This is a genomic window from Chitinophaga silvisoli (assembly GCF_003412465.1).
Taxonomy (GTDB): domain Bacteria; phylum Bacteroidota; class Bacteroidia; order Chitinophagales; family Chitinophagaceae; genus Chitinophaga; species Chitinophaga silvisoli.
The window spans coordinates 708,366-728,966 of record NZ_QTJV01000006.1 but is presented as its reverse complement, the minus strand read 5'-3'; the positions used below and the strand labels follow the sequence as shown (position 1 = coordinate 728,966).

11 protein-coding genes are annotated in these 20,601 nt (G+C 46.2%); 3 read left to right on the top strand and 8 right to left on the bottom strand.

Annotation, left to right across the window (positions count from 1 at the left end; translation table 11 throughout):
* Positions 1-6: 6 nt before the first annotated feature.
* Entirely contained in the window at positions 7-1,479 is a 1,473-nt protein-coding gene (locus tag DXN04_RS18380) for a RagB/SusD family nutrient uptake outer membrane protein (RefSeq protein ID WP_116854840.1), read from the top strand.
* A gap of 43 nt (positions 1,480-1,522) precedes the next feature.
* Here DXN04_RS18380 and DXN04_RS18375 read toward each other — a convergent pair whose 3' ends face one another.
* The 8 genes from DXN04_RS18375 to DXN04_RS18340 all read right to left on the bottom strand — a co-directional run bounded on the left by DXN04_RS18375 (position 1,523) and on the right by DXN04_RS18340 (position 16,946).
* A complete protein-coding gene (locus tag DXN04_RS18375; RefSeq protein WP_116854839.1) occupies positions 1,523-2,287 on the bottom strand; it encodes a hypothetical protein in 765 nt (254 codons plus the stop codon).
* 27 nt (positions 2,288-2,314) lie between these two features.
* Entirely contained in the window at positions 2,315-3,871 is a 1,557-nt protein-coding gene (locus tag DXN04_RS18370) for a RagB/SusD family nutrient uptake outer membrane protein (RefSeq protein ID WP_116854838.1), read from the bottom strand.
* A 10-nt stretch (positions 3,872-3,881) separates the two neighbouring features.
* Positions 3,882-6,980 (bottom strand): SusC/RagA family TonB-linked outer membrane protein, encoded by a 3,099-nt coding sequence (locus tag DXN04_RS18365; RefSeq protein WP_116854837.1) that lies wholly within the window; start codon positions 6,978-6,980, stop codon positions 3,882-3,884.
* Between the two features lie 102 nt (positions 6,981-7,082).
* Positions 7,083-9,917, bottom strand: coding sequence for a TIM-barrel domain-containing protein (locus DXN04_RS18360; RefSeq protein WP_116854836.1), 2,835 nt, complete (start codon positions 9,915-9,917; stop codon positions 7,083-7,085).
* Between the two features lie 163 nt (positions 9,918-10,080).
* Positions 10,081-10,674: a YceI family protein gene (locus DXN04_RS18355; protein ID WP_116854835.1), complete on the bottom strand. Its 594-nt coding sequence runs from the start codon at positions 10,672-10,674 to the stop codon at positions 10,081-10,083.
* Between the two features lie 84 nt (positions 10,675-10,758).
* A complete protein-coding gene (locus tag DXN04_RS18350) occupies positions 10,759-12,156 on the bottom strand; it encodes a hypothetical protein (protein WP_233525626.1) in 1,398 nt (465 codons plus the stop codon).
* Positions 12,157-12,215: 59 nt separating this feature from the next.
* Complete coding sequence (locus DXN04_RS18345; RefSeq protein WP_116854834.1) at positions 12,216-12,797, bottom strand: YceI family protein; 582 nt, start codon at positions 12,795-12,797, stop codon at positions 12,216-12,218.
* Positions 12,798-12,932: 135 nt separating this feature from the next.
* Complete coding sequence (locus DXN04_RS18340) at positions 12,933-16,946, bottom strand: hybrid sensor histidine kinase/response regulator transcription factor (RefSeq protein WP_199415076.1); 4,014 nt, start codon at positions 16,944-16,946, stop codon at positions 12,933-12,935.
* Positions 16,947-17,161: 215 nt separating this feature from the next.
* On the opposite strand from DXN04_RS18340, the gene DXN04_RS18335 reads away from it, so the two are divergent.
* The gene (locus DXN04_RS18335; RefSeq protein WP_116854833.1) at positions 17,162-17,638 is read left to right on the top strand and encodes a hypothetical protein; all 477 of its coding nucleotides are present in this window, start codon (positions 17,162-17,164) and stop codon (positions 17,636-17,638) included.
* A 361-nt stretch (positions 17,639-17,999) separates the two neighbouring features.
* Positions 18,000-20,489 (top strand): glycoside hydrolase family 95 protein, encoded by a 2,490-nt coding sequence (locus DXN04_RS18330; protein ID WP_116854832.1) that lies wholly within the window; start codon positions 18,000-18,002, stop codon positions 20,487-20,489.
* The last annotated feature ends 112 nt before the right edge of the window (positions 20,490-20,601 follow it).

Below are 20,601 nucleotides of genomic sequence, written 5' to 3'. Positions count from 1 at the left end.
AGCCACATGAAATATATCATCGCAATCTTTTGCATCAGCATACTAGCGGCCTGTAATAAGGATTTCCTGGATACAGCGCCCATTTCCAACCAGAATGAAAGCAGTTTTTATAAAACTGAAAACGACATTGTGCAGGCTGTCAGCGGTGTGTACAACAAGTTGCTCACCTTCCCTGACGTGAACAACCTGTACCTCTCTGAGGTACGCTCCAATAATTATTACGTAGACAGGCAGGATGCTGCCAGGGATTACTTCAGTCTCTCTGCATTTGAAATCACCTCTGCCCTGGGCACTTTACAAACTGCCTGGACGAATGACTATGAAATGATAGAAAGGGCGAACCAGGTGTTAGACAGGATAGATGAGATTTCATTTACTGACACTACCAAACGGAGCAGGATGAAAGGGGAATGTAAATTTCTCCGTGCCCTGGCTTATTTTGAATTGGTCAAAGCCTTTGGTGCGGTACCTTTGATAGAACACACAGTTTCTTCCGAAGAAGCGCTCAGCTATCCCCGCGTAGGTGCAGATACTATTTACAACTTCATCGTCAGTGAACTCACTGCGGCAGCTTCACTACTACCTAACAGTTATAGCGGTACGGACAAAGGCCGTGCGACTAAGTTAGCTGCCTTAGGCATCCTGGGCAGGGCTTATATGTTCATGGCGGGTTATCCATTTAATAAAACAGAAAACTACAGCAATGCCATCCAGGTATTCAGGCAGGTACTGGATGCAGAAAATAATGGCTGGACCTTTGCACCCACTTATGCGGAGATCTTCAAAACAAGCAGCGATAATAAATACTACCTCTTTGAAGTTCAATACCTGTCTGGCGGTAAGGGCTTAGGCAATCCTGTTCCGGGAGAAGTGATTCCACTGGATATGGATACGAAGATCACACCCTATGGTGCCTATTATATGCAGGGGGTCCCATCCGATGATCTCATTAATAGTTTTGAAGCCGGGGATAAAAGAGAATTCGTGATCCTGGATACTGTATATAGAAATAAATCCGGTGTGATGACCCAGCGGAGTTATTTCAAAAAGTACCTTGACTCTTCTGCCGCCGCATCTATTCTCAGCAGTTCAGACTGGGGCATTAACTTCCCGATCTTAAGACCAGAGGATGTAATGCTCATGTACGCACAGGCGGTGAATGAAACAAGCGGGCCTACAGCAGAAGCGCTCAGTATTGTGAACAGGATCAGGACAAGGGCAGGGCTTACAGGTATTTCCGGTGTATCACAATCTGAATTCAGACTTATATTAGAAACTGAGAGAAGACACGAACTGGCCTGGGAAGGAATCTACTGGGGAGATTTAATACGAACAGGAAGATGCCTGGATGTGATGAACCCCTGGTTACAAACCAACTATTCGAAATCTATTGATGTGACGCAGGAATTATATCCGGTACCACAATCTGAAATGCAAATAAAACCGGGCCTGTATTATCAGAATCCCGGTTATCAATAAACACGAAGAGGGCTGGCTAAACAGCCAGCCCTTGTTATCACCCTTAATAACTATATCCTTTTCTTTTAAACAGCCATATATTTCTCCAGCCATCTCCCTGCTCCACCAGCGTCAGCTCATTATCATTCAGCTTCACGATCTTATAGGTTGCCTTGGTACCAAGACTAATATCACTACCCGTGATCTTTACGGTCTGTGCGGTAGTATCCAGGTCAAAGATGGCCTTCGTAATAGTGCCATTATGATTAAATGTAAAGTTCTTCGCACCTTTCAGGTCAAAGGTCATCTCGTCATTCTGCACGCCCACTGATTGTAAATAGCTCAGACCATTTGTCCACCAGGCAGGCGTGGTCGCATCGCCGGGACCATTACCATAGCAATATAAAGTTGGCACGTCTACGGCCCATACCCAGGTCCTGCCTTCTGCACCATTCGCCAGCAGGTTCCATGTGGCGCTGCTGAAATATTCAGGATCATTTTCTGATACGGTGATCTGTGTAGAATCGCCTACCGGGCCTCCGGGTGTATATACCGTGTATTTAATCCAGTAGTTACCCGCAAAAGGCAGGTTGATCGTATCCAGCATCTTTTTGGAGAAGCCTCCGGTGTATTGCCAGAAAGGGATATACCCGCCGCTCGTCTGGCTATTCAGGTACACGATATTATCATAGCCATCTTTCTGTGTGACAGAAAATTTCAGGCTGGATTGTGCAATAGTCGGAGACCCCATGCTCTCGCTATCTTCTTTGGTGCAGGCAGTGAAAGCACAAGCCAGTACCAGCAGTGACAGTATAATATAGTTCTTCATTTTTAACTGTTTTGTGGAATTATAAAATCACCATCCGGCATTTTGTTGATATACTCCATTTGACAAACTGATCTCCTGTTCAGGAATTTTGAACAAGCCTTTTGTCGCAGCAGGGAAGCTCACTGTCATATCAGAAGTACCTGCATTGTCAATGGCCGCTTTTGCTACATCTACACCCTGACGGAGTAAGTCCCAATACCGTTGACCTTCAAGTGCCAGTTCCAGTCTGCGTTCGTTCATGATCAGGGTTTTACCTGCAGCATCGGCAGTCAGCGTCTTACGGTAGCTGGTGCTTTGGAATGCCCTGTCGCGTACCTGGTTATAATAATCCTGTGCTTTTGATAAGTTTCCATCCAGGTTCAGTTCTGCAGCCATCAGCAATACATCGGAATAGCGGATCACCACATCATCGTAGTAGTTGTCAATCTGGAAGTCGCCACCCATTTCCACGGCATTGCCTGAGTTCATAGGGGTATATTTTTTCCAGAAGTAACCGGTGTATTGTGCCTGGTCTCCCTGTGAGTAAGCGGTGAGGTTCTCATTTTCGATGGACACGATTGTTGCCCCACGGCGGGTATCGTTGTTGTCATATGCATTCCAGAGACTACTGTTCACAGTACCTGCACCCCAGCCTTTGTAGTAAGGATCCAGTATCTGGTTACGAATGGCTATGTCTACCTGCATACGGTTACCATTGTGCTGATCCCAGTTGCCCAGGCCTTTGTAGGTAAATTTGATAGACCATACAGTTTCCTTATTATCTTCTCCTACAAAGTTGGTCAGAGCTGACTGCCAGAGGTTCGCAAAGTTGTCTACGAGTCCGAAGCCGCCGGTATTGATCACATTGTCGAGGTAATTTATTGCCTGTGCTTTAGTGATTACGCCAGCGAGGTCATTCTGACTATAGTAACCTGTATAGTAAAGATATACGCGCCCTATCAGGGATTCAGCTGCCCATTTGGTCACCCTGCCATAATCTGATGAGGAGATGCTGGCGTATGGGGTAGCAGGCAGGTTATCAGCAGCATACTTCAGGTCTGTTGCAATCTGTGCGTATACGGTTGCAGGATCAGATTGTGGGATGTTCAGTTCACTCGGTGTGAGTGGGGTCGTGGTCATTGGAATATTTCCGAACAACCTTACCAGGTCAAAATAGAAGTAGGCCCTCAGGTAACGTGCTTCGGCGATGTACTGTGTTTTCAGGGTAGTATCGCTGCCCCAGCTTACGTTGTCTATTTTTGACAGGAGGATATTTGCCCTGTAAATACCTGTATAATACTTCTGCCAGAGGGTCAGGTTCATATTAGAACTTGCTTCGAATCGATCCCATTGTTTCCATACCAGGTCAGAAGTACCACCACCACCAAAACAGTCGTCACTGGCTATTTCAGATACCAGGTGGATGTTGTCATAATCTCCGATCTCCAGTTCATTGTACACGGCTACCAGTGCCTGCAATGCCTGTTCCGGTGTTTTATAGAAGGACTCTTCCGTTTGTTCATCTATGGGAGAGCGTTCCAGGAAACTCTTGCTACAAGCGGCAAAGAACGCGATGGCTATAGCTGCTAAGAATATCTTTTTCATGTGGAATGTTTTAGAATTTTACGCTCAGACCCACTAATAATGTCTTTGGCTGTGGATAGGTACCTACGTCAATGCCGGAAGCCCAGCCGCTGGGACCATAACCTATTTCTGGGTCAATGCCTTTGTATTTGGTGAACGTAAACAGGTTAGTACCAGACACGTACAATCTTAATTGTTGAATAGGCATTTCAGGGAACAACTTCTTGAAGTCATAACCCAGGTTTACACTTTTGATCCGCAGGAAAGAACCATTTTTAATATACAGGTCGGAAGAGCGGATCCAGTTCTGGTTCAGTTCAGCGCCATCAGTTACACGAGGGATCTTGTTGGAGGTGCCTTCGCCTGTCCAGCGGCCCAGGATTTCAGCAGAATAGTTGCTGAGCGGGCTGGAAAAGTCGTGTGTGCCATCCCAGATCTTGTTGCCCTGGCTACCATAGATGGCCAGGGTCAGGTCAAAGCCTTTGTACCCCATGTTCACATTGAAACCATAAGTAAACTTAGGATATGGGTTACCGATCATGGTTTCATCCTTTGCATCGATGACACCATCGCCGTTCAGGTCCTGGAAGCGCACATCGCCTGGCTGTGCATTTGGCTGAATGGGGGAGCCGTCTTTACCTTTATAAGCAGCAATTTCAGCAGTGTTCTGGAAGATGCCATCTGTCTTATAACCATAGAAGTAACCCATTGGGAACCCTTTCTGTGCACGGTAAAACTCAGGCATGCTTGCATAGGTTACGGCAGTTGCACCATTGATAATCTTTTCCTTGTTTGGAATATCAGTCACTTCATTACGATTCACAGCGATGTTCGCATTCACCCCTATTTTGAAATCATTGAACTGGTGGTCCCAGCCTAAAGCAGCTTCAATACCCTGGTTGCGTACATCCCCACCATTTACCAGGGCGGTAGTTGCACCTGAGATAGCTGGTGTATTCACACTTACTAACCAGTCTTTGGTCATCTTACGGTACAGGTCTATGGTCAGGCTGATATCTTTAAACAGGATCGCATCGAAACCGATATTTGTCTGTTCAGATGTTTCCCATTTCAGATCAGGATTTGCTGTCTTGATAGGAGCTGCGCCCACATAAGCCACATCGCCGCTACCAAAATAATAGCCCAGGTACTGGGTGGAGATGGTAGACAGGTATTGGTATTGAGAAGATGGCAGGTTCCCGTTCTGGCCCCAGCCGGCGCGGATCTTCAGGAAGTTCAGCCAGTTTACATGCAGGAATGCTTCATTGGTAGGTACCCAACCTGCGGAGAAGGAAGGGAAACGACCATAGCGGTTGTTGGAACCGAAAGCAGTAGAGCCATCTACACGGAAGATGGCCGTGAACATGTATTTCTCTGCATAATTATACCCGATACGGCCAAAGTAGGAGAGCAGTGCGGAAGACCCTTTGGAACCATAGATTCTTTGCGTACTGTCGGTCGTACCATTGTTGATGATGGAGTTGTCCAGGCCTGTTTTGGTCAGGTCCTGTTTGTAACCATTTACAAAGAAGTAAGTGGTTTCAAGTGTATTCAGACCTACCAGTGCGGAGATGTTGTGTTTACCCACCTGGCGCTGATAGTTCACGGTGTTATCCCAGTTCCAGGTAGCATCGCGCTGCATACCCTGGTTGGCCTGGGAGTGAATATTATATTCGGTAGTAGAGAGGTCGTATATCGGTGTATAGCTATTAGTATTTGTATACAGCAGGTTGATACCAAAGTCGGACCGGATGCTCAGCCCTTTGATGGGTGTGGCCTGCAGGAAAGCATTACCGGCAATGCGATCGTAGGTATTTTTGTTCTGGTATTTATAGTACATCAGTGCTACCGGGTTGGCTTCGCCCACGTTCCAGGCAGATTTGCCAAAGGCACCGGTAGAGTCGTATACATTAAACAGCGGACTTACATTCAGTACGCCGTGCATAGTATTGTCATAGATGTTGCTCACGCCTACACCGCTTTTTGCAGAACGGGAGTAAGTAAGGTTTTCGCCAAAGGTGAGCAGGTCTTTATACATTTTATGCTCGGAGTTGAGGCGGAAGTTAACGCGCTCGTACCTGGACTGACCTTTGAAGCCGATGATACCATCCTGCTTGGTATAAGATAAAGAAGAAGAATATACAGAATGGTCGTTGCCACCAGAGAAGTTGAGGCTATGGTTCATCATAGGTGCACGTTTGTTGTACATCGCTTCCTGCCAGTCAGTTCCTTTACCCAGTGTGCTCAGTTGCTGCGTGGTGAAGTAAGGACTGTTGCCGGAGTTGATGGCCATTTCGTTCATGATCACACCATAGTCATGAGCATTCAGCAATGCTGTTTTGTGTGTAGGATTCTGTACACCATAGTAAGCATCGTAGGAGATCCTGGTCTGGGCATTCTTACCTTTGATAGTGGTGATCAGTACTACACCGTTTGCCCCACGGGAACCGTAGATGGCAGAGGATGCAGCGTCTTTCAGCACGTCTACACCGGCAATGTCGGCGGAGTTCAGGTAAGAGATGTCACTCATAGGCACGCCATCTACGATATAGATAGGATCGGCAGTACCTACAGTACCTGTACCACGTATGCGCACTTTCATGGATTCACCGGGTTGTGCGGATACAGTGGAGATCTGAACACCGGGTGTTTGTCCCTGTAAGGCCTGGTCTACACGCAGGGAGTGGTTTTCTTCCAGTTGTTTGGTGTTTACATGGTCGATGGCACCGGTTACGAGTTTCTTCTTCTCGGTACCGTAACCTACAACTACGATTTCTTCAATTGTTTTTGTGCCTTCACTTAGGCGGACGGAGATACTTGTTAGTCCCTTCACGGCAATTACCTGTTTGTCGAAACCCATGAGGGTCACTTCCAGGGAATCTTCGTCTTTCACCTGCAGGTGGAAGCGGCCGTTTACATCAGATATTGCACCATTGGCGGTGCCTTTTACGCGCACGCTGGCGCCGGGTAGTGGTTCATCTTTACCGGCTGTGGATACTCTTCCTTCCAGCTGGTGAGAGTTGGTCTGTGCAATAGTCATAGTACCGGTCAGCAGCATTGCGATGAGCAGTATGCCCCTGATCCCCCAGGATGCAGCCACAAAATCGTGGATTTTGTAAGCAGTTTTCATAATGTTAGAATGTTTGTTTCTGGATGAGTGTTGAATTGATGGTCGACGAATTCATTGTGTTCACAACGTGTTAAATGTTCCTGTCATTACGAGGTTTAGGTTTTAAAGATTTATATGGATCGTTTGTTCATTGCCATTATATTGAACCAGCTGGCCTTTGTTGGCTGCCAGGTCGAATGCCTGTGGATGTGCCTTATCTACTTTTACAATACGGAAACTGCGTTGTTGCAGCATGCCGGGGAATTCGCCTGCACGCTTACCGAGTGTCAGCGTATTGTCTGTATCGTTATATTTAAATGCTATTGTGCTGAATGCTCCTTTTTCATAGTTATAATTCAGGCCTTCATCCTCATAGAGGCTGAAAGTTCCATTGCTACCGCCATAAACATAAAGGGTAATGGTATCCGCAGCCTGCTGGCCGGTGTATTGGATGTCCGGTCCGAAAGGCACAATGCTGCCTGCCTTTACATACAGGGGAATACGGTTTAGTGGTGCGGCGGCAGTGATGTGCTGACCACCATCGGTATACCTGCCATCGTACAGGTTGTACCAGCCCTGGCCTGCGGGTAAATAGAGTGCACGGCTGCGTGCTTTATAAGCATATACAGGGTTAACCAGGAAGGCAGGACCGAACATAAACTGGTCTCCTATCTGACGAACGGCAGTATCCTGGTCAAAATCCATGAGCAGACCCCGCATCAGCGTGTAGCCGTTATGATAAGTCTGCCCGGCAAGGGAATAAATATAAGGCATTAACCTGTAACGCAGCCGGTCGTAATAAACGATGGATTGGTATTCCTGGCTGTTTTCAGGTGCGATATTGTACACTTCCCGGTATGGATACTGTCCGTGAGCACGGAACAATGGACAAAAGGCCCCGTATTGATACCAGCGTGTGTTCAGTTCCCGCCATTCCTGTAAATTTTCCCCCTGTGGATCAGGCTTGTCGTATTTATCTTCTACATAGAAGCCCCCGATGTCCGTAGTCCAGTAGGGTAAACCAGACATACAGAAGTTCAGTCCGGCCGGTATCTGCCTGGCCAGTTCATCGAAACGGGAGGCGATATCTCCACTCCAGGTAGCGGCGCTGTAACGCTGTAAGCCGGCAAATGCAGAGCGGGTGAGGATAAATACGCGCTGATCAGGTTTGGTTTCCCGCTGACCTTCATAGATGCCTTTGGCATTCATGAGGGCAAAAGGATTGAAGTATTGGGTAGATGGTCCCAGTGCAGTGGGGTTCATCAGTTGTTTGCGATAGTCGATCGTGGAGTTGGAATAAATATCCGGTTCAGTGGCATCCAGCCACCAGGCATCGACACCCTTGCTGAATAAGTGTTTATTTAACATGCCCCAGAATTCCTTTCTTGCATCTGCATTGAAGGCATCGTAGAAGGTAGAGATATAGCCTTTGCCGATCCAGTCACGAATACTATCCTTAATACTTTGGGTATACAGGTAGCCTTTGTCATTCATGACCTTATAGTTCGGAATATCTTTGTAGAACTTAGCCCATACAGAGATCATGAAATGAGTGTGGTACAGGTCGTGGAGGGAGTCGATCATTCCCTTTGCATCCGGGAAACGGGCAGAATCGAAATCCTGGCTTCCCCAGGCGTTTTCTTCCCAGTAGGACCAGTCCATCACGATATTATCCAGGGGAATTTGTCTTTTCCTGAATTCCTGTACGGTGCTGATCACATCTCTCTGGGTTTTATACCTTTCACGGCTTTGCCAGAAACCCAGGGCCCATTTAGGGAGGATAGCGGCTTTGCCGGTTACGGTACGGTAGCCATTGATCACTTCATCGGGGTGGGCACCATATATAAAGTAGTAGTCGATTTTTTCACCTGCTTCTGAGGTAAAGGCCATTTTATCTTTCAGGCGTTCCGGAGTGGGGGAGAGGTGCTTCAGGGAGATGAAGGCCTGGTTTGATTCGGGGATCCATTCGATCTTCAGGTCATGTTGTTCCCCTGTCTGCATCGCCTTTTTAAAGACGGAAGGACCAGGGTTCCAGCCCTCCCGCCATTTGTCTAGCATCAATACTCCATCGATCCATATCCTGATGTAACCGGAAGCCGAAACGTAAAATTTCTGGTCGCCGCTTTCTTTGGGGCTGACCTTTCCTTCCCAGGTTACGATGCCTTTGGCCATTGGATATCCTTGCGGGATGGTTTTGAGGGAAGGGATAAAGGAGTAGTCAATTTTAGACTCTCCCCTTTGCAGGAATACGCTGTCTTGCTGATTGCGTATGCCATAGGTAGCCGTTAAAGACCCTTTTTGGCCCTTTTTATCAGTCAGCTCCATGCTGGCGAGTTCTTCATAAGGGCGATCGTCTCCGAAGCGTGTAATGGAGTAATTATCCCATAGAATACCATAATGGCGGCTGGACAAAACAAAGGGTACAGCTACCTGGCTGTTATATTGGGTGAGATCTACATCCTGGTTTTTATAGTTCATGAGACCAGTTTGTGGCTGGCCCAGGCCATAAAAAGCTTCATCTGCCGGGGAATCAAAGAGTTGTTGAAGTCGGAAAAGCTTTTTACCGTCTATAGTGATAGGGGTAAAAGCCTTCCCTCCTTCGTTTATGATGGTGTTACCCTGGGCATCTTTGAACTGCACCAGACCGGTTTTGAGGTCTACAGTAGCTGTTAAGGCATTGGTTTTCAATGTTGCCGTATGATCATCTATTGTAGAAGTCCATTTTGCACCGGTATTGTTACCTACTACCGATATCAGGCTGGGGGTAGTAGAAATTTTGTCTTCCGGGGATGCGGAGACCCTGATAATTTTGTCATTGATCACTTGCAGTTGCACCTGTTTAACATCACCTTCTAAATGAATCAGCAGGCCATCTTTCAATTTTTCTACGCGGTCGGTATGACAAAATTGAAAGCAACAGGAAATCATCACAATCGGTAAGAATCGGATTTTCTTCATATCTGTGGAATTTGTCTTAGCTCGTTGTTGGTTGAGGTTCGAGTGCGGACAAATGTAGCCTACTGCTACCAGACAGAGGGTAGGGGAATGTTTTCAATTAGGGGTCAAAATGTTAACCAAACAAAAAAACGAAGGGGACGTTTTGATAATCAGGTATTGATTATCAATCAATTATTTTAAAGTTGAATTGGAAGCTTACAAGCAGGTCGTCTTTGGCGCGGATCATGCCGCCAAATTTCCGGGGAGGTACCAGGCCAAAGTCGGAGAAGCGGATATTTTTGGAACCGGTCATATGAATCATCTTTTGATCGTCCGAAGTGGTGGTCAGGTAGAGTGACATTTCTTTGGTGACCCCTGCGAGTTCAATGGCTACATTACCGCACAACTGTTCAGTGCTTCCATTTACAGCAGGATATTTCTGAAGAGATAAGAGGGCGATACGCAGGGAAGGGTGTTGACTGGCTTTGAGGGTTTCCCGGAGGTCGTGGGTCATCATTTTGTCCAGGCAGTCGAAGTCAAATACAGCCATTTCAAGTTTACCACTGAGTCGAACAATTTCTGAACCATTGTTCTGGTAGCAGATGAGGGTATCCCTGTTTGGATAGTTTTTGATGGCGCAACTGAATTTATTCACGTTGGTGCTGCCGCTTACCCGTACGAGGATGTTGTTGAGGACAACCCATTTTACTCCACGGGGGGCCGGCGTTTTAAAAGCCAGGAGGCAAAAGATAGTCAATATGAAAGTAAGTGTGCGCATTGTTACAAGGAAGAAAGAAGTAAAAAAGGCCCTCCATTTGGGGAGGGCCTTTCTCAAATTGATACACTATCAGACATTGAAAGATTAGAACCCAACCACTGCTTCAATCACGTATCCATTGAACTTACCACCACTGCGATAGTCTGCTGTAGGGAAGTCTTTGTATTTCTGCACCACATATTCACCTTTCATCAGAATATTGTTTGTGATAAACCAACCAGCAGCTACAGCAACACGATTTACTTTCACATCCTGGGTGTAGGTGATTGCACCTGCACCGGTACCGGCTGCGCTGTTTGCAGGGCGGGCGGTTACTTCGTTATATCTTACACCTAAGAACACATTTTCTTTAGGGAAGAAACGGTATACTGCGTCCACTGCATATTGGCTGGCTTTTCTGTCTGCAGTTTCAGCAGCAGTACGACCTTTTGATTGTTCGTAAGTACCGAATACTTCGAAACCGCTGTATTTAGCAAACACGTTGAACATACCTGCGTTGATCTTCTTGGTAAAACCAGGATTGAAACGACCAGAGAATGCGAGTGGAGTACCTGCACCGCTGGTGCTGCTTGGGTTAGCAGAAGCTAACTCCATTACGTACTGGTAGTTAGAACCGGAACGGTCGCCACCATACAGTGTGTTGCTACCGCTACTCTGGTTACCATAGTAGCTCAGGCTTGCACGCAGACGGAATTTCTCAGCCAGTTTTTTGTCGAAGCCTACTTTAGCCAACAGGGAAGGAGACTTGTGCAGTTTGCCATCAGGATTGTTCTTAGCATACAGGGAGTCTACGTTACCTTTGATCATACCGTTGGTTACACCAACCATACCGAACAAACCATTGTTTTTTACGTAGATTTCAGCACCAATTTCTGTAGCATAAGCATCCATGATATTGCCTTCCATGAAAGGATTGTAGAGAGTCTGGCCACCATCGCTTCTACGGTAGTGAGCATCACCATAGTCTACTTCCATGTGACCTACCTTGATGGTAGTATATTTCATGATGCCATCCAGGATCTCGTTTCTGAAAGGCAGTCTGTCGATCTGGATATAACCACCTTTTACCCATGTTTCATTGTGGTGTTTGGAAGACAGGTATAAGGTTAAGTTCATGGTGATACCAGGAGCCAGGGGTACATCGAAGTACATGTTAGCCTGAGCTGTCTGGAATCCTGCAGTGATATCTTTCAGTTTGTTACCAGCTACAGAAGTACCGCCGGAGTAAGAACCTACTTTGTTATTTAATGCACCTGGATTTTCGTGTTTCAGATTTTGGAACTGCATGGTGAAACCTGCACCGATTCTAGGCTTAATACCATCGAAGTAAAGAGAAGTATCCTTTGCACCTTCAAAAACGTTGATACCAGTTTTATCGTATGGTCTCCAGTTTGGAATGTTTCGGTCTTGCGCTATCAAGGTAATTGGGAAGAGGCCGACGCAAAGCAACACTATATGTTGCAGACGCATTTTTGTTTTCATGGCAATCGATTTAAAATAATGTGTAGTGGTTAGTGGTTTTATTATTGATGAAGTGTAACTTAATGTTGAACAGTAAACTCGTAGCTGATGGTTACGGCGTTACCGGTTTTCATTGCACCCATCATGAATGATGGAGGTGTTACACCGAAGTCAGTCATGTTAAGAATTTTACTTCCTTTGATAACTGATTTGCCGCCAGCAGCTGCAGTGGCCTTAGCTGTCAGTTCTACAACTTTGGTTACACCTGCGATAGTCAGTTGACCCTGTGCTTTTACGGAGCCATCCGCTGCAACAGTACCAGCTGTGAGTTTGAAAGTAATATTTGGATTATCTTTTGCTTTTAATGCTTTATATGCATTGTCGTCCATGCCGCTGTGTTCACTTTTCAGCGCTTTTGCAGCTACAGTGTAGCTCAGTGCTGGAATTCCGGTCAGCTGGCCGGATGTATTGAAGGTAAGGTCAGCTGTGCAGGTACCTGAAGTAGCTTTCATTTCCCAGTCGTGAAGGGTAGATGTACCGTTTACTTTGAGACTGATGCCGCTTACTACCATTGATTTGGTCTGTGCAAATGCTGCCGCTACGATAAGTTGAACGAACAGTAATGTGGCGATTCCTTTTCTGATGATTGCTGAGTGATACATGGTAAATTGGATTTAAAGCGTTAATCGGATAACGTTCCGATCTGAGTGCAAGATGGTGATAAGTGGGTTGGTGGGAAATGATGGACATCATCGCTGCGGATGATTGGAGTTTGTGTAGGCCTGACTGTGGTTATTTTATTCGTTCTTCCCCTTGTAGGCAGAGGGAAGTACGCCGTATTCCAGCTTGAAGTAACGGGAAAAATACTTGGGATTGTTAAAGCCTACCTCGTAGGCAATTTCCGCAATGGTTAACTGGCTCTTTTCGAGCAATTGGGCCGCCCGCTTGAGTCTTATGGATCTGATAAACTCTATTGGAGGCTTCCCTGTTAATGTAAGCAGTTTTTTATAGACAGAAACCCTGCTCATGAAAAGTTCACGGCTGAGCTCCTCTACCGAGAAATCCGGGTTACTTATATTCTTCTCTACTATTTGTAATGCCTGCTGAATAAACTGTTCGTCCTGGGAAGAGATGGCAATTTCTTCCGGATGTGCTTCAATATGTTGCTGAAAAGTCTTTTTCAGGGTCTGTTGTTGCGTGATAATATTCCTTATCCGTGACAACAACATTTCGAAGTTGAAGGGCTTGGTAATGTACTCAGATGCGCCATTGTCAAGGGCTTCCAGCTGATCTTCCTCCGATGCACGAGCCGTCAGGAGGATCACTGGCAGGTGTGCCGTACGGGGCTGTTGCCTGATTTTACGGCAGAGCTCCAGGCCGTCCATCTCGGGCATACTTACATCACTCACGATGATATTAGGCAAGGTTTGCTGTAATATATTCCAGCCTGCCAACCCATTTGGTGCGTCAATAATATGGAAATATTGACCAAGATTATCTTTCAGGTAAAATCTAAAATCTTCGCTGTCTTCTATCAGTAGGATAAGTGGCTTTTTACCGGTATAAACAGCAGGTGCGTCAGGTGCCTGTGGCTCCATGATCAGGGAATGCTGGGAAGCCCCTTTGGTGGCCGTTTTGATGCCATTTACCGGGAGTAAGACCGTAAATGCACTTCCCATACCGGGGGCACTATCCACACTAATAGAACCGCCGTGGAGTTTTACAAATTCTTTCGTGATGCTTAGGCCGATACCGCTACCCTGGTTCACGAGTGATCCGGGAATATCATGCTGGAAGAAGCGTTCGAAAATACGGTCCTGCTGCTCCAGGGGAATACCAATACCAGTATCTTTTACGATGATGGCCAGCAGGTCATTTTGTTGCAGTTGCAAGTCCACAGATATATTGCCCTGCTCAGGTGTAAATTTGAATGCATTGCTGAGTAAATTAAAAAGGATCTTTTCAATCTTGTCAGGATCATAGAGCATGCTGAGTGAAGGTACATTGCTGTGGAAGTCGAGGTGTATTTGTTTTTTCTCTGAGAGGTCAGAAAAGGAAGTAGTCAGCTCCCTGATGAAAGCAATGATATCACCTTCGGTGGTGTAGAGTTTTATTTCCTGTACTTCCATTTTACGGAAGTCGAGAAGTTGATTGACTAAGTTGAGTAAGCGGCGGGCATTGCGCTGCACCAATACTAATTGCTGTTGTACATTGCCTTCAATTTCTTTTTTGAGTAGCCTTTCCAGTGGTGTAATAATCAGGCTAAGCGGGGTGCGGAATTCATGACTGATATTTGTAAAGAAACGGATCTTCAGTGAGTCCAGTTCATGCATGCGGCGCGCTTCCTGTCTCTCCTGTGCTATACGTGCACGGAACCTTTCCCTTTCCAGGATCACACGCCTGCCAATAATTAATGCGCCTATGATGAGCAAAGCGTAAATGATAAATGCAAGCGGTGTTTTCCAGAACGGAGGTAAGATGGTAATGCGTAATTCCAATGCCTGTGGAGTCCATACACCATCATTATTCGATGCTTTTACCTTGAAGATATAATCACCCGGATCGAGGTTTGTATAAGTGGCGGTGCGTAAAAGTCCATCGCTGCTCAGCCATTCATGATTAAAGCCCTCCAGCATATAGGCATACTCGTTCTTTTCAGGATGAAAAAAATTGAGCGCTGCGAAGCTGATGGAGAATTCATTTTCCCGGTATTTTAAAGTGATATGCCTTGTCTGATTGATGGCTTCCGACAGCAATACTCTGCCATTCAAGGTTTCACCCGGCTGCAGACTTTTATTGAAGACCTGGAAGTCTGTAAGTACAATTGGCGGAACGTTTGAATTGATCGAGATGTTGTTTGGATAAAATAAATTGAAGCCATTCCCTCCGCCAAAAAGTAATTCCCCCCTGCGTGTTTTTAAGGCTGCATTTTCATTGAATTCTCTGCCCTGTAATCCGTCTGACTGGTCGTAGTTTTTAAATTGATTTTTCGCCCGCATGTTAGACAAACCATTGGCTGTGCTCATCCAGAGGGTGTGGTTATTATCTTCCAGGATGTTCAGCACAGTATTGTCCGGTAAACCATCTTCTTTCCTGAAAATTTTGAACTGGTGCGTAGCGGGATTGTAAAGGTTTAATCCTTCCCTGGTACCAACCCATATTTGTCCATGACTGTCTTCAAACAGGCAGAGGGTGTTCTTATGACTAAGGCTGCCTGCCTGCCTGGGATCAGCATCGTAGTGTGTGAATTGTCCCTTTGGATCCATCACATCCACCCCCTCGGCAGTGCCTATCCAGAGATTACCTTTTTTATCTTCAAGAAATGCAGAGATGTAAGGCGACCGCACTTTATCATTGTAGTGAAGGAACTGGTTATTCACCAGCTGGTTTAAGCCCCCACCTAAAGTACCTATCCAGAGCCTGTGCTGACTGTCTTCAAAGATTTCCCAGATGCTGTTGTCACTAAGACTATTGGGATCCTTTGGGTCATGACGGTAGTGAACGAAACGTTGTCCGTCAAAACAATCAAGGCCTCCAAAATAGGAGCCTATCCATAATTTTTGCTGGTGATCGATCCAGAGGCTTACAATTACATTACCACTGGGAGAATTGGGATCAGATGGGTTGTGAAGATATTGCTTATAAGTATTTTTCGTTCTGTCGAAATAAATGAGCCCACCTCCGTTTGTGCCTATCCAGATATTGCCATTTGCATCTTCGGCAAAGCGGTTCACATCATCGTAAGGGAGGGAGTTCGACGCAAATGCCTGGTGCTGGTAGAGGGGGAACTTTACCATGTTTTCGTGGTAATAGCAGAGTCCTTTTTTGTAGGTACCAATCCAGATGATGCCTGTATTATCCTTATAAAGGGTGGTAATACTATTTTGACTCAGACTCTTAGGATCTTCACTATTATTGGTAAGGTAGCGAAAAGTTTGTTGTTTCTTATCGATGATGTTGAGTCCACCGTGATCGGTACCCACCCAGATGAGGCCCTGGTTGTCCTGTACTACGCCCCGCACAATGTTGTTATTTAGTCCGTTGTTCTGGTCGTAGTGAATAAAAGTTTTTGTGCGTTGCTGATAGCAGTAAATACCCTGGAAATCGTTGATGCTGAACAGCCAGCAGTCCCCGTCTTTATCGGCCATGAGCTGATAGGGAGATGTGGAGGAAGTGGGCAGTTGATCCCTGGAAACGATTTGCCGGGTATGAGGATCCATTTTTTCCAGCAGACCATTGCTGTGTATGATCCAGCAAAATCCGGAGGGGGCCTGGGCCATGTCCGATATTTGTGTGCCCGGAAGCAAATGGAGTGTTTTTTTGTTGGAAGGGGAGTAGCAGTAAAGGCCATCTTTGGGGGTGACGAACCAGTAATTGCCATCCAGGTCTTTAATAATATTATTGATGCTATCTACAGGTACGCCAAACCTGGAAAGGGCCAGCCTTGGGTTGCGCTGGAAATTGCCCAGCCGCGGATTGTATACGTTCTGACCATTCCTGTGAGAAATCCAGAGGAGGCCTTCAGGCCCTTCCATAATGCTGGTGATAAAGTTGTCGGCAATGGTGGTGGTATCCCTGAGATCCTGTCTGAAAATCCGGAAATTGTAACCATCATAGCGGTTGAGTCCGGACATGGTGCCGAACCACATAAAGCCCTGACTGTCTTTATATATACAGTTGACCTGGTTGGCAGAAAGGCCCTGCGTGATGTCGATTCGCGTCAATTGGTATTGAGACTGTGGAGTTTGCGCCCATAGTAAGGTGAATTGAAACAGCAGCAGGATGAATACAATCGTTCTTTGGATGGTCACTCTAAGAATTTTTCATAAACGCGGATGTAATATAATTAAATGTCTGGAATACACACATTTTTCGAAATTATCCATTCCCTGGAATGGATGTTTTGTAAAATATCAAATTCCCGGAGGAATCCTGTTTGATTATTTATCATCCTGTTCGATCACTTATTGAATTAATTGTAATGGAGGGGATGAGCGCATTTTCTGAATGTTGCTAAATTGGGTGTATGTCCAGACAATCATCCATATTATTATATAGAGGTAAGATTGGTAAAAAGGTAGGCGTAAAGCGAGATAATAAGTATTATGAGCGCAGTCTGCCTGAACAGGTGAGCCAGACTGAAAATACCCGGAAAGCGGCCAGGAGGTTTGGCCAGGCCAGCCATGTAGCTGCTTTTATCAGGAAGGCTTTCTATCCATATTTGCCGGTAGTGCCGGATGGGGAGCATGTAAACAGGTTAACTACCTTATTGTCTTCTTCTGGCGGGGAGCATATTGCTGCGATTATTGGATACAGGTTTAATAAGAATGTTCATGGGGCAGGGCAGGTCATTGCGGTGACTATTGATTTTCATGAGTTGAAAGTATTGTCAGTAATTGTTAGGGATCACCAGGCAGCGTTGCCGGTTCCTGAGAAGGGAACAATGATCGTTGTATTGGGGGCAGAGATTGTTGCGGTTAAGTCCACCTCAGGTCCACGTTGATAAGTATGCATCTTCGATGTTTCCGGCCTGCTTCAGGCCAATTCAGCTATTTTATAAAAAGAGAAAGGTCGAAAGAATTCGACCTTTGTGCTAAAATTCCACGTTATGGTACTCAGGTCCATAAAATCTTTCAGCGTTTGCTATATATAAATTAGGTAATTTAATCTCCAATCAGCAACCACCATTTCATCCTGTTCACTTTTCATTTAGGTGGCGTTTATTAAATATACGACAAATGTAACGAGGGCTAAAATGATTACCAAGTGTTTAGCAAACTTTTTTGTGCAATCGTTTGCGACATGTTACTTTCCATTACATTTAGCTTGCTTTTAGATCAATATAGTTTTATTTTACAAACGGTATGAAACAAAACAAAATAGGACTGCTTTCCGTACTGCTATTGACTGCCGGAACAGTCAGGTCTCAACAGCTTGCCAATTCATTAAAACTTTGGTACGATGCGCCAGCCAAAGAATGGTCCCAGGCGCTGCCGCTTGGAAATGGACGACTGGGTGCTATGGTATTCGGGAAAGTCAGCGATGAACTGATTCAACTCAACGAAGCTACGCTCTGGTCGGGTGGTCCGGTCGATAATAATGTCAATCCGGATGCACCAAAATACCTGCCCCAGGTAAGGGCAGCCCTTTTCAATGAGAATTATCACCAGGCGGATAGCCTGCTCCGCAAGATGCAGGGAGTGTATTCACAGTCATTCCTGCCGATGGCAGACCTGCACCTGCGCCAGCAGTTAGCCGACAACAACGTAAAGGATTACTATCGTGACCTGGACCTGAACAATGCACAGGCAAACACCCGCTTTACCAGCAATGGTGTACAGTATACGCGTGAAATGTTCATCTCTGCCGCGGATCAGGTAATCGTTTACCATCTGAAAGCCAGTAAGAAAGGACAGCTGAATTTCACGCTCAGCCTGAACAGCCAGCTGCGTTATCAGAATGCTGTAGAAGGCCGGGACCTGGTACTCAAAGGGAAAGCACCTTCACAGGCAGACCCCAGTTATGTAGATTATAATAAGGAACCTATTAAATATGAACAGCCGGGCAGTTGTAAGGGCATGCGCTTTGAAGTGAGGCTGAGAGCCATTAATGTCGATGGTACAATTAAAGCAGATACCTCCGGCATCACTGTCAAAAACGCGACTGATGTCACTGTAATCGTTTCCGGTGCCACCAGTTTTAATGGTTATGACAGGTGCCCGGACAGGGATGGATTGAATGAAGACAAGATTGCTGCCGGTCAACAGGCAAAAGCTGCTGCCCGCACATGGAGCGATTTGCGCGCCCGGCATATAAAGGATTACACCAGATATTTCAACAGGGTCCATTTTGCTATAGCAGGTGGTGAAGACGTAGCTTTCCTGCCAACTGATGAGCGCCTGCGCCGTTTTACCGCAGGCGGTGAAGATCCATCCCTGGAAACATTGTATTTCCAGTATGGCCGGTACCTGCTCATCTCCTGTTCCCGCACAAAAGGTGCACCTGCTAACCTGCAGGGCATCTGGAACAAGGAACTGCGGGCACCCTGGAGCTCCAACTATACCATTAATATCAATACCGAAATGAATTACTGGCCGGCGGAAGAGTGTAACCTGATGGAAATGCAGCAACCCCTGTATGACCTGCTCATGGAACTGGCAGTAACCGGCCGCTATACTGCGCAGAACTTTTACAATGCAAATGGCTGGGTAGCCCACCATAATACGGATATATGGGCCATCTCCAACCCGGTAGGCGATATCGGCAAGGGTGACCCTAACTGGGCCAACTGGATGATGGGCGGCAACTGGCTCTGTCAGTTCCTCTGGCAGCACTACGAATACAGTGGCAGCAAAGCCTTCTTAAAAGATACCGCTTACCCTATCATGAAAGCTGCCGCCCAGTTTAGCCTGGGTTGGCTGGTGCCTGATAAAGAAGGTCGACTGGTTACCGCACCTGCTACCTCACCGGAAAATATCTTTATCACCGAAAAAGGAGAACATGGAGCCGTATCTATCGCTTCGACCATGGACCTCTCAGTGATCCACAACCTGTTTACCAACGTAATCGCTGCTTCCACAGTATTAGGCAAAGACGCTGTTTTTGCAGATTCCCTGAAACAGGCTTTGGCGAAATTGTATCCATTGCAGATAGGTAAAAAAGGCAACCTGCAGGAATGGTATAAAGACTGGGAGGATGAAGACCCTCAGCATCGTCATATTTCCCATTTATTTGGCCTTTTCCCGGGCAATCAGATTTCTCCCATCACAACACCTGAGCTGGCAGCTGCCTGCAAAAAAAGCCTTGAAATACGCGGAGATGGAGGCACCGGTTGGAGCAAGGCATGGAAGATCAATACCTGGGCAAGACTGCTGGATGGCAACCATGCGCATAAGCTGCTGAAGGAATTACTGACCCTTACCACTGAAGGAGGGGTACAAATGCATCATGCAGGTGGTACTTATGCAAATATGTTCTGTGCACATCCGCCATTCCAGATTGACGGGAACTTTGGTGGTACCTCAGGCATTGCGCAGATGCTGTTGCAAAGCCAGACAGGTACACTGCATTTGCTGCCGGCATTGCCTGATGTATGGCAAACAGGAGAGGTGACCGGATTACTGGCGCAGGGTGGATATACGGTGGATATGAACTGGAAAGAGGGAATGCTCACCAGTGTAACAGTACATGCTGCTAAAGACGGAACCTGTATGCTACGCGTACCACAAAGGGTGAAAGCAGGCGGGGATGCGCAGTTGGCACCTGTTAAAGCAAAGGATGAGGAACATGGATTTGTGTATGCTTTACAAACCAGGGCAGGGCAGTCTTATACATTGTATAGAGTCATTCGCTAATTAAAGCAATAACACGAAAAAATCGCTTTTACCGAAAGTAAAAGCGATTTTTTCGTTTATGAAAATCAAACTCCATCTTTATTTTTTCCCGATTGCGTAAACACCCCTCCTT

Bases quoted from the DNA above. Each gene is read 5' to 3' on its own strand.
- DXN04_RS18345 (WP_116854834.1), bottom strand. From the start codon at position 12,797: ATGTATCACTCAGCAATCATCAGAAAAGGAATCGCCACATTACTGTTC.
- DXN04_RS18380 (WP_116854840.1), top strand. From the start codon at position 7: ATGAAATATATCATCGCAATCTTTTGCATCAGCATACTAGCGGCCTGT.
- DXN04_RS18370 (WP_116854838.1), bottom strand. From the start codon at position 3,871: ATGAAAAAGATATTCTTAGCAGCTATAGCCATCGCGTTCTTTGCCGCT.
- DXN04_RS18350 (WP_233525626.1), bottom strand. From the start codon at position 12,156: ATGAAAACAAAAATGCGTCTGCAACATATAGTGTTGCTTTGCGTCGGC.
- DXN04_RS18330 (WP_116854832.1), top strand. From the start codon at position 18,000: ATGAAACAAAACAAAATAGGACTGCTTTCCGTACTGCTATTGACTGCC.
- DXN04_RS18375 (WP_116854839.1), bottom strand. From the start codon at position 2,287: ATGAAGAACTATATTATACTGTCACTGCTGGTACTGGCTTGTGCTTTC.
- DXN04_RS18365 (WP_116854837.1), bottom strand. From the start codon at position 6,980: ATGAAAACTGCTTACAAAATCCACGATTTTGTGGCTGCATCCTGGGGG.
- DXN04_RS18335 (WP_116854833.1), top strand. From the start codon at position 17,162: ATGTCCAGACAATCATCCATATTATTATATAGAGGTAAGATTGGTAAA.
- DXN04_RS18355 (WP_116854835.1), bottom strand. From the start codon at position 10,674: ATGCGCACACTTACTTTCATATTGACTATCTTTTGCCTCCTGGCTTTT.
- DXN04_RS18360 (WP_116854836.1), bottom strand. From the start codon at position 9,917: ATGAAGAAAATCCGATTCTTACCGATTGTGATGATTTCCTGTTGCTTT.